The sequence below is a fragment of the Microcoleus sp. genome (genome assembly GCF_049646505.1).
Lineage (GTDB): Bacteria > Cyanobacteriota > Cyanobacteriia > Cyanobacteriales > Microcoleaceae > Microcoleus.
Genome location: NZ_JBARVX010000469.1, coordinates 1 through 11,461, shown reverse-complemented (window position 1 = coordinate 11,461; position 11,461 = coordinate 1). Strand labels below are relative to the sequence as shown.

Annotated in this window: 6 protein-coding genes; 4 read left to right on the top strand and 2 right to left on the bottom strand. The window is 47.6% G+C overall.

Annotated elements, in window-relative coordinates; all coding sequences use genetic code 11:
• Nucleotides 1-494: 494 nt before the first annotated feature.
• Nucleotides 495-1,139 carry a GNAT family N-acetyltransferase gene (locus WBA89_RS22620; RefSeq protein WP_424409618.1) on the bottom strand — a complete coding sequence of 215 codons (645 nt, stop codon included), beginning with the start codon at nucleotides 1,137-1,139 and terminating at the stop codon, nucleotides 495-497.
• 869 nt (nucleotides 1,140-2,008) lie between these two features.
• Nucleotides 2,009-2,194 (bottom strand): hypothetical protein, encoded by a 186-nt coding sequence (locus WBA89_RS22615; RefSeq protein WP_424409617.1) that lies wholly within the window; start codon nucleotides 2,192-2,194, stop codon nucleotides 2,009-2,011.
• 611 nt (nucleotides 2,195-2,805) lie between these two features.
• Between WBA89_RS22615 and WBA89_RS22610 the strand changes: the two genes are divergently transcribed.
• The 4 genes from WBA89_RS22610 to WBA89_RS22595 form a co-directional block, all read left to right on the top strand.
• Complete coding sequence (locus WBA89_RS22610; protein WP_424409615.1) at nucleotides 2,806-6,291, top strand: response regulator; 3,486 nt, start codon at nucleotides 2,806-2,808, stop codon at nucleotides 6,289-6,291.
• Nucleotides 6,292-6,419: 128 nt separating this feature from the next.
• Nucleotides 6,420-7,283 (top strand): lysophospholipid acyltransferase family protein, encoded by an 864-nt coding sequence (locus tag WBA89_RS22605; RefSeq protein WP_424409620.1) that lies wholly within the window; start codon nucleotides 6,420-6,422, stop codon nucleotides 7,281-7,283.
• A 420-nt stretch (nucleotides 7,284-7,703) separates the two neighbouring features.
• A complete protein-coding gene (locus tag WBA89_RS22600) occupies nucleotides 7,704-8,531 on the top strand; it encodes a sulfotransferase family protein (RefSeq protein WP_424409613.1) in 828 nt (275 codons plus the stop codon).
• Between the two features lie 39 nt (nucleotides 8,532-8,570).
• On the top strand, nucleotides 8,571-11,461 hold a 2,891-nt coding region (locus WBA89_RS22595; RefSeq protein ID WP_424409612.1), incomplete at its 3' end, for a DUF4347 domain-containing protein.

The window sequence follows — 11,461 nt, the reverse complement described above, 5'->3', positions numbered from 1 at the left end:
GTTGACTGTTGACTGTTGACTGTTGACTGTTGACTGTTGACTGTTGACTGTTGACTGTTGACTGTTGACTGTTGACTGTTGACTGTTGACTGTTCCGATCGATTTACCGCAATAAGGAATGAAATTTTAATAACTTAAGCGATTGCTCGTTACTTTCGCTCTGCCTGGTAATGCAGGTGCGGAGGAAGAGCCTCCTTCTTTCTGGCAACTTACAGGAGATTTGTGTTATTAATCGACCGGACATGATATCAATACTCGATTTTTACCTCTAACTGCTAGATCCTATCTTGCAAAACATCTGCGTTAATCTGCGTTAATCTGCCTCAATCGGCGGTTGACATATCAATCAAAAATATATGCAATAAGTCTAGAAATTACGTTTTTTTTCACAATAAAATCGTACCTCCTATTGCAGATCGAAGCTATGGAAACAATTTTATAAGAGTTGTGCGATCGCCTAAAATCAACAAATACAACCCATTACCAATTACCCACTATCGCTTCACATAATTAGCTTGTGAAAGCGAAATCTGCTTGCGTAAAAACAACCGCCGCGGCTGACCGAACAGCCAATAAGTCCAATGCCAATCCACTTGTTGCAAGCGATAGCCGGCTTGATAGTACAACTGTCGGGCTGCGTGATTGTTTTCCAAAACGTGCAGGTAAATCTCCGAAAATCCCCATTCTCTTGCTGTTTCCTCGCAGTTAATTAGCAATTGTTGAGCAACTCCCTGCCGCCGATACTCCGGGTGAACGGCTAAATTAGACAAATAAGGATAGTCTGAACTGGGGGTTTGCCAAGGGAAACGAGCGCGCATAGCCATTTCTATTGTTCCTGCTACGGGCCCAAGTCGGGGCGATCGATAATTCTGGATTCCTTCCTCGCGCGTGACTAGCTCAGCAACCAGACAAATGTAATGTTCTGCCTTAGAACGCAGTCGATTTTTTAAATCTTCGTAAATGCCCAAACGCAACACCGGATACACCCATTCTACAAACCCCTGGCGGGAGTGAAAGCTCATAGCCAAAATATCGGCTAGCTGTGTCAAGTCGTTCGACGCAGCGACGCGGATCGAAAAGCCAGAAAGTCCGCGAGTTTGTTGTTGGTGAGAGGGTGAGGAAAAAAAAGAAGGATTCACAATTCCAGGTCACTATATTATTTTTTTTTACGCTCGTTGCTCAGATGCCCGCCTGAGAAACTTCACTGATGTTATGGTATTGTGAGGTAACTTATCGGCATCGTTGATTCGCACCATTAAATCACATTATTTTATGTTTTAATATAAGTTATATTTGATGTTTAGTGCCATTTCTGGACATTTAAGACTCAAGTTACTATTAATGAAAACCAATTCCCCAATACTAAATTTGTGGGTAGCGGCAAAGATATTAAAAACAATCAAAAAGGTTTTAATTTCAGGTTCCCGGAACCCTGCCGCTGTGTGTTGGCCGAAATACCCGATGGAATCAAATAGAATTTTTCTCTCAAGCGGTAATTGCCCAACTCCACGACTGACAAGACTAACATCAGGCCCGCGAGGGCGTCGGATATTCGCCGCCGGCAACAGAACCGGGCAACCCAGCTTTCAGCAGTTGCGGGAAATCAGCAAGCCGTTCTATCGCGAAATGGCTTTACCTGTTGCGGTGTTGGGGTATTCTGCCCACCGTCCAATTTAAATTTGGATGGCCAGAAAGAGTCTGCGGGGGTTTTCCCTCACGGATCTATCTTGTGCTGCGGGCGATGGAGACTCTCAAAATCTCGATCGAGCTAATTGACCGGTTTCCACAGAGTACATCCCTAGCTAAGATTAACAGATGGGCGCTCTAGCTTACGGTGTTTCGCCGCAGTAATTGACTTGTCGAAAATCTGCACTCAGCACAAAAGATGCCAATATCGGGGAAAAACTGCAAGTCTAACTCAAATGGTACAGCAATTGCGTCACTCGCACTCACAGCCCGTGCTGTCTGTGGGCCTCCCCCGAATATCACTCAGGGCCACGGGCGCAGGCTAGCCGACAGTATCGAGCAGCAGACTGTTAAACTTGCTGTAACCTTGGCGGTCTAAAACACACAGGCGAAGATATTGGTTGTCTGTTGTATCGTGCTGCCAGCAGTTTTCAAATACCAAATAAAACAGACACAGGAGCGAGAATAATACATAAATTTGGTAAATCAACTCACAATTAGGGAGCATCTGGGACTTGGCAAAAAGCTTTTTTTTGTGGCGATAGCAGTCCGAACTCTTCAAAAGTTCGCAGAGCTGCTATCAGCCAAAGCGAGTTTTTGAAGCGTTCGCGCACCTGAAAGCAAAAAACAGATGCACCCCACAATCAAGACGGTTATTCCTATATATTATGAGATATCCAGACTGCTGTTAAAAGTGCCTGATTCGTGTTTCCTCTTTTTCATAGAGGTGAGGGGTAAGCGGGCACTTCCCGCAAGACGAGTTTATGTGAATATCATTAAATAATAAAATTAGGGTGCACGAGAGAAAACTGTGGATCAGAAGAATTCCGAATTGAAAACTCATATCATGTCCGAATCGCTCGCCATTAAAAGCCGGGGCGGGTTTTTGAAATTGGAGATTGTTGGCAGATATTTTTGGTGAACCCTCCCCTACCATATTACGGGCGATCGACCGGACTGGATATCGGGTATCAAAAAGTAAGGTTGATTCTTGCTTCGACCAACTCACAACAACTTCAGATTCACGAACTATTGTGACTTCAGCAATTGAAATCGGCGAATTCTTCCTTTCAACAAACTTATTAAATCGAACAGCCCCGGGGCACAGGAGAACGGTGCATGAATTCCCAATCAAATCCTAAGCTAAAAATTCTGGTCGTGGATGACGAACCGGATAACCTCGATTTGCTTTACCGCACCTTCCATCGAGACTACAAAGTGTTCAGGGCAGAATCTGGCCCCGCCGCCCTGGAAATTTTGGCAAAAGAGGGAGAAGTTGCTGTGATTATCTCCGACCAGCGAATGCCAAAAATGAGCGGTACGGAGTTTCTCAGCCTGACGGCGGCTCAATACCCCGATGTGATCCGAATTATTTTAACTGGCTATACGGATGTTGAAGATTTAGTGGAAGCGATTAATGCTGGCAAAGTATTCAAATACGTTACCAAGCCTTGGGATGCTGAAGAACTCAAAATTATTGTTACTCAAGCTGTTGAGACTCACAATATCCTGAAAGCGCGCACCAATGAACTGCGCCGGGCTCTCTCGCAAGAATCGCTGCTTTATGCCGTTACTAATACTATCCGATCGGCTCCCAATTACCAGCAAATGCTGCAAAGAATTGTGGAAACCGTCGGGCAGATGTTTGAGGTGAGTTGCTGTCTGCTGCGACCTTTCCAAAACGGCAGGGTGGCGGATGAACTGTTCGTTTACAGTTCGCCGGAAGCCGGGCCCGGAGATGGTTCTGGACTTTCGCCGGATTGGCTGCCGGATTTGGTTTGGGAAACTCTGGATGTGGAGGTGATTCAAGATGCCCAAACTGACGAGAAAGTTTTAAACTGGGACAATCAGCAGCGACAGCAGGCTTACCAAGCTGCGAATATTCGATCGAGCTTAATCGTACCGCTGTTTTACCAAATGGAACTGATGGCTGTGCTGGCGCTGCACAAGTTCGATCGACCGCGCCAATGGCAAGACCACGAGGTACAGTTGGTAATTACCGTGGCCGACCAAGCGGCTTTGGCGCTTTCTCAAGCCAGGGCTTACGAACAGGTGCGGGCGCTGGCCAAACGCGAGGCCTTAGTCAATACTATTACTACGGCAATTCGATCGAGCCTCGACCCCCAAAATATTTTTGCAGCCATTACTCAACAACTCGGTCAAGCTTTGCAAGTTGACGGCTGCGCCCTATCTCTGTGGACAGAAGATGATGAATACGTCCAGTGCGTCGGGCTCTACGACACAACTAGGAATACCGTCGCTGTAGAACAGGGTTTTAACAATCCAGAGGTAGCGGGCAATTCTCCTGCGCCGGGGACGGATTCTGTCAGTGCTGGGAACTATGGCGGCTGGACTTTTAGCCATCCTTCCCTGCCGCAGTCTTTGGTGCCGATTCGGGGCAATCCGGTGCTGCTGCAAGTTATGGTATCAAAAGAACCGGTGGCAATCGAAGACCTCTACGAACGCCCCGATTTAAATGTTACAGAACTGCAAGTTCGATCGCCAGCCCGCGCCCTGTTAGTCGTTCCCTTGCTCTCGGAAGGCAAAATCATCGGCAGCATTTCCCTCCGCCAAAATGGCACCACCCGCCCCTGGAACCTGTCAGATATTGACCTGGCTCAAATAGTGGCAACTCAAGCGGCTCTAGCCGTCCAGCAGTCGCGCCTCTACCAGACTACCAGACAGCAAGCAGAAAGGCTCCTAGAAGCCGATCGGCTCAAAACCGAATTTTTCCAAAATATCTCCCACGAATTCCGCACGCCTCTAACACTAACCATCGGCCCTTTGGAATCAGCTTGCGGCCGCAAAGAAGACTTACCCTACGAACAAGCGGTAATCGCTTTGCGTAACTCCCGCCGCCTCCTGCGCTTGGTAAATCAACTGCTGGACTTGCAGCGGCTCGATGCCGGACGGATGCAGCCGAGTTTTCGCCCCTGCGATTTAGTCAGTTTCTGTTACTCTACCGCAGAGTCGTTCCGCGCCTACTGCGATAAAAAAGGACTGCAATTAATTACCCAACTGCAAGAATGTCCTTTACTTTATTTGGATATTGAAAGATTTGACAAAGTGATTTACAACTTGCTATCAAATGCTGTCAAATTCACCCCCGAAGGCGGAACAATCACCCTGACTGTTGAACCGGCAGGCGCTCACTGCTTGCTCCAAGTAAAAGACACCGGCATCGGCATTCGCACCGAACAAATTCCCTATTTATTCGAGCGCTTTCACCAAGCCGAAGGTTCTGCCAGCCGTTCCTACGAAGGCAGCGGTTTAGGTTTGGCGCTTGTCAAAGAATTAGTGGAACTTCACAGCGGTCAAATTTCCGTCGAGTCAGTTTACGGCGAAGGTACTACTTTTACGGTTTGGCTGCACTTCGGTTCCACTCACTTGCCCGCGGAACGGGTACTAGAAATACCTGCAGAGTTTCATTCATCCAAAGCAGCGGTGGAACTGGCAGATGTGGAAGCAGATTTGTCCGAAGATGAGGCAGAAAATCACAATCATCAACCTCTAGAACCGATTAGTTCAGAAACAGCAGCAGGCACGGTTTTGGTAGTTGACGACAATCCCGACTTGCGCTTTTACGTGTCGGGAATTCTGCGAGATTCCGGCTTTGCAGTTTTGCTGGCCCGCAACGGAGAAGAAGGATTTGCTGTGGCAAAAAATCGCCTCCCGGATTTGATTGTCACTGATTTGATGATGCCTTTAATCTCTGGTTTGGATTTGATTAAGATGATTCGACAAGATGACGAATTGAAGGGAACTCCGGTGATTTTGCTGACGGCGAAAGCCGACGAAGATACTAGAATTGAAGGAGTAGAACGGGGAGCTGATGCTTATTTGTCCAAGCCTTTTAACGATCGCGAATTGTTAGCAGAAGTGCGGAATTTAATCGCTCTCAAACAAAACGAGCGCCGAGTGCAGCAGTTGAACAGTTATTTAACCGAGTCGGTGCTGCGCCGCTTTTTGCCGCCTTCGATGGTGAAAGCCGCTGCGGGTGGAGATTTGGCGCTGGATTTGCGCCCGGAACCGCGATTGATTACTATTTTGTTTAGCGATATTGTCGGTTTTACTGAGATGGCAAATACGCTGCGCTCGCGCCGGGTAGCTGAGCTGTTGAATGAATATTTGGCGGCAATGACTAAGGCTATTTTTGATAGTGGGGGTACGGTGGACAAGTTTGTTGGAGATGCGGTAATGGCTCTGTTTGGCGCGCCGGAGGAACTAACTCCTAACGAGCAAGTACGCCGCGCTGTGGCTGCTGCAAAAAAAATGCTGCGAGCTCTCAACGAGCTTAACGAGCGCTGGTTGGAGCAGGGAATTGTCGGGGAAAACGGGGTGCCTGCGGTGCGGTTTCGCTGCGGAATTCACCAGGGTACTGCGGTGGTGGGGATGTTTGGCGGGCCTGACAGATCGGATTATACTGCGATCGGGCCGAGCGTGAATATTGCTGCCCGTTTGCAAGAGGTGGCGGAACCAAACTCTGTGCTGATTTCGGCGGCGGTTGCAGATTATGTTGAGGAAGATCGGATTGTTAAATATAAGCCGTTGAAACTCAAGGGAATTGATGAAACTGTATTGACTTTTGTGCTGAATTGTGATTAGTTATTGGTTGTTTGTTATTGGTTGTTTGTTATTGGTTATTGGTTATTAGTTGTTTGCTGGCAATTCCCAATTCCCAATTTCCCAATTCCCAATTTCCCAATTCCCAATTCCCAATTCCCAATTTCCCAATTCCCAATATTTTTAAAGTGACAAAAACTACTAATAAAAAATCCTCTAGCTATCCCTTTGACGGTTTATCTTTGGACGATCGCAATCCCGACTTCATCCAACTGATGCTGCCGCTGTGGGAATGGCTGTACCGCTACTATTTTCGCGTACAAAGCGATGGGTGGCACCACGTCCCCGCACGCGGAAAAATGCTCGTTGTCGGCTCTCACAACGGGGGAATCGCCGCTCCTGATATGTTTATGTTCCTGTACGAATGGTTCCACAGGTACGGCACGGAACGCTTGGCCTACGGATTGATGCACCCGACGGTTTGGCAAGTTTCTCCTGATATTGCTAGCATGGCGGTGCAGTGCGGTGCCCTGAAGGCGAATCCGAAAATGGCGATCGCAGCTTTGCGAAAAAATGCCCCGGTTCTCGTCTATCCGGGCGGCGCACAAGATACTTTTCGCCCCCATCACTTGCGTAATAAAATCTACTTTGCCGGACGCAAGGGATTTATTAAATTAGCATTGCGAGAAGAAGTGCCAATTGTACCAATTATATCCCACGGTGCCCACGATACTTTAATAGTTTTGGCGGATTTTTACGAAGAAGCAAAGCAATTGCATGAATTGGGGATGCCGTGGTTGTTTGGCATCGATCCGGTGGTGTTTCCGGTGTATTTGGGACTGCCTTGGGGACTGAGTATTGGGCCTTTGCCAAATCTGCCTTTTCCCGTGCAAATTCGGACTCGCGTGTGCGAACCGATCGTATTTGAGAGGTACGGAAAGGAGGCGGCGGGCGATCGCGATTATGTTGATGCTTGTTTCGATTTAGTTACAACTCAAATGCAGGCACAATTAGATTGTTTGGCTGGTAATTGAGAATTGCATAACTATCAAATTATTATAGGTTCGATCGCCCTGAATGTCGATCGACATTCTATTTAACCAATTCTTGGTTGCAGTATATTATTACTGCAGACTTCGCTACAAAAAGCAACTACCTAGGTCATCATTTTTTATCGAAAGCGCAGTTTTCTCTAACTCACAAAAATATCATCATAACCAATTAACTGTCACCTACCGCAAGATAGATTTTATTAAACTCTCGGCGTTAATTTCGTAAAGTTATGCAACATCCAGCTTAAAGCGAATACGGTCTGGGATGCCGGATGCAAAGTTTTGTTTCCACAAAATATTCAAATGGCGATCGGGTGATATCTTGCAGCAAGACCGCAAAAGCGATCATCTTCTTCTCTTCAGGTGCAGACTACTTCCCAACCTTAAAGATATTGTAACTTAATGGCCCAGAAAATTCACTTCATCTCAGGACTGCCGCGATCGGGATCTACCTTATTAGCAGCCATCCTGCGGCAAAACCCCCGGTTTCACGCAGCCATGACTAGCCCTGTAGGTGGTTTAGTCGATCGAATGTTGGAAGCCATGAGCGAAGATAACGAGTTTTCCGCGTTCATTTCCCACGAACAAAAACGGGCATTGATTCTGGGCATCTTTTCGGCATACTACCACCCGCAAACAGACAAAGAAGTAATCTTTGATACCAATCGCCTTTGGTGCAGCAAATTACCCCTAATTGAGGAATTATTTCCCGATGCAAAAGTGATTTGCTGTGTCAGAAATATCGCTTGGATTATGGACAGCATCGAGTTACTGATTCGGCGCAATGCCTTTGATGTATCCAGGTTATTTAACAATCCAGCAGAACGGGCTACAGTCTACAGCCGCACCGAGGCATTAAGCCAAGGTTCGCGTTTAGTTGGTTATGCGTATAACGCCCTCAAAGAAGCATTTTACAGCGAACAAAGTGAATATCTCCTACTGGTAGATTACGAGCTATTGACAATAAAACCAGATAAAACCCTGTCGCTGATTTATCAATTTTTGGGCGAAACACCTTACGCACATGATTTCGAGGATGTGCAATATAACGAATCAGAATTCGATAAAAAGCTAAATACTAAAGGGCTGCATGAAGTGCGTTCACAAGTCGAGTTCAAACCCAGGAAAACGATTTTACCGCCGGACTTGTTTGAGCGATTTGATGGCTTATCTTTTTGGACTGAGGCAACAAATAGCCGAGCCAGTGCCATTGTAGCGAAAGCAAAATAAACAGATTGACAATACTGAAATCAAAACAGGACATCAACCATGACTAAGCAAATTATTTTCGTTGACACCTCTGTACAAGATTATCAAAGCCTAATCGAAGATGCCAAAGGCGCTGAAACAATTATTGTAGATGACAAGCGCAGCGGCATCGAACAAATTACTCAAGCATTGGCAGATCAAAAAGATATAGAAGCAGTTCACATTCTTTCTCACGGTAGCGAAGGCAATATAAAACTCGGTTCAGACTTGCTGAATCAAGATGAATTAGCACAGTTCAGCAGTCAGATAAAACAGTGGGGAAATGCGCTGACTGAAAAGGGTGATATCTTGCTCTATGGATGCGATGTAGCAAAGGGAGAATCCGGCAATAATTTTGTCAACAAATTGAGCGCCTTAACTCAAGCCGATGTAGCAGCTTCCGAGAACTTGACTGGAAATACAGCCTCTGGTGGCGACTGGGATTTAGAAATAGCAACGGGCAAGATAGAAGCCGCTGTGCCGTTTAATCCAGAGGCGATGCAAGAGTATGATTATGTCTTGGCGAATTTTAATGTAACGGTGGCAACCGATGACGGGACGGGCACGGTTGCAGGCACCTTGAGCAAAGCCATTTTAGATGCGAATGCTGCGGCTGACAATGACACTATTACTCTCCAAACAAATGTCACTGTTACAGGGGTAATGAAAACCCTAATTAACAGCAATATTGATTTTATTGGCAATACAAATAGTGTCAGTGGCGGGAGCACTTTTCGTCCCTTCTTTGTCAAGTCGGGAACTGTGAATTTTTCTAACATGACCATCAGCCAAGCAAATGCTAAAGGGGGCGATACTGGCAGTGCTGGTGGTGGCGCTGGGATGGGTGGTGGCTTATTTATCTATGATGGCACGATCGGCATTAGCAACGTCACCTTTAGCAACAACCAAGCGCAGGGAGGGAGGAGTCAAATTAGTGACGGCTTCGGCGGCGGCGGGATGTTTGGTAACGGCGGCGGGCCATTCGGTGGCGGTGGCGGGATGTTTGGCAACGGCGTCAACGCCAGTGATAGCAACGGTGGCAATGGTGGCTACGGAGGCTCTGGTGCCTATGGAGGTTTCGCTGGAAACGGCAGTATCGGTTACACCAGTATCGCTACCGCTGCTGGCTTCGGTGGCGGTGGCGGTGGTGGTGGTGGTGGTGGGGATTTTAACACAGGCGGTGGCGGTGGCTTCGGCGGTGGTGGCGGTGGTGGTCAGTTTGCTCCTGGTGGCTTCGGCGGCGGTGGCGGCTTCCGCGGCAATGGTGGCTATGGTGGTGGTGGTGGTGGCACCTATGCCGGCGTCGGTGCCACCCCTGGTTTCGGGGGTGGCAACGGGTACGGCGGCGGTGCTGGCTTAGGCGGTGCCCTGTTTATCCGCCAAGGCTCTTTAACCCTGAACAACACCATATTTACCAACAACACAGCCACTGGTGGCACAGGCGCAAACCCAGGTAGAGGCAAAGGTGGGGCAATCTTTGTCATGCAGTCCCTCACCAACACCAATGGCAACAACCAAGGGATGCCCACCACACTGCCTACCGTAACAGGGACAGATGTATTTTTTGGTAGCACAGCAAATAATGCCGCTAATGCAGGTGGCGGTGCGGCACCCGTAGATGACAATAATATCTACGGGCCTAACATTCCTTTTAAATCTCTGCCCAATGTCGCCGTCACTACACCCGCCGTTGCGGCAGCAACAGTGACAGGCGGTGCCACAAATCGTCCTTTTTACGAAATAGACTTAGCTGTTACGAATATCAATGCTGTATTCACAGGTTTAACCATCCCAACGGGAGGCACTTATCAAACTACGGACATTGCCAGTAACGGCTTCAAACTCTGGTATTCCCCCGATGCCATCTTCGGGAATGCGGATGATGTACAGCTACAAGCACTCGCACCCGTAGCATCGGGTAGCAACCTAGTTTTTAGCGGACTTTCTCAAAGCATCAACAACGGAACTACAGGCCATTTATTCTTCTCTGCTGATATCGCCACTGCCGCCACTGAGGGGCGAACCATTAATTTAGCCGCACCCACTCTCCCTAACATTACTTTTGCAACAATAGGCAACAACACGCCTCTGCCAAAAACGGGTACGCCCATAGCAGGAAATTCGCTAACGATTGACGCCCTTCCTCCTGCTGTAACTATTCCAGCAATCACTCCCAACCCGCGCAATACTTCAGTTGCCTCAATTCCCATCACATTCAGCGAAAGCGTCACCGGCTTCGACTTACCAGATTTAACTTTTACTAGAAACGGTACCGCAGTTCCCCTCACAGGTGCAACTATCTCTGGTAGTGGCAGCAGCTACACCTTAAACCTTCCCGCAGCTTTAACTAACACAGATGGCAGTTATGTACTGACTCTAACCGCCGCTGGTTCCGGTATTGCTGACAGTGTTAGCAATGCTTTAACTGTCAATGGTTCAACTAATTGGACGGCTGATTTAACAACACCAACTGTCACTATCAACCAAGCAACAACACAAATAGACCCAACTGCCAATTTACCCATCAACTTTACCGTCACTTTTAGCGAACCAGTCACAGGTTTTGAGGCGAGTGATATTGACTTGAGTACGAGTACAACAAGTGGAACATTGACGCCAACCATCACAGGTAGCGGCCCGGTTTACAACGTCGCAGTTAACGGTATTACAAGTAACGGTAATGTCATTGCTAGCATCAAAGCTAACGGCGTTACTGATGTCGCTGGCAATCAGAATTCTGTTAGTACCAGTACGGATAATAGTGTCACTTACAACACAGCAACAACAGAAATCCAAGTTTTAGACGGAACAACGGATCTTGTTGATGGTACTCTAGGTGCGATCGACTTTGGCAGCATTACTGTTGGCGGCAGTCTCAGCAAAACCTTTACCGTTAAGAATATCGGTACAGC

Bases quoted from the DNA above. Each gene is read 5' to 3' on its own strand.
- WBA89_RS22610 (WP_424409615.1), top strand. From the start codon at position 2,806: ATGAATTCCCAATCAAATCCTAAGCTAAAAATTCTGGTCGTGGATGAC.
- WBA89_RS22615 (WP_424409617.1), bottom strand. From the start codon at position 2,194: ATGCTCCCTAATTGTGAGTTGATTTACCAAATTTATGTATTATTCTCG.
- WBA89_RS22600 (WP_424409613.1), top strand. From the start codon at position 7,704: ATGGCCCAGAAAATTCACTTCATCTCAGGACTGCCGCGATCGGGATCT.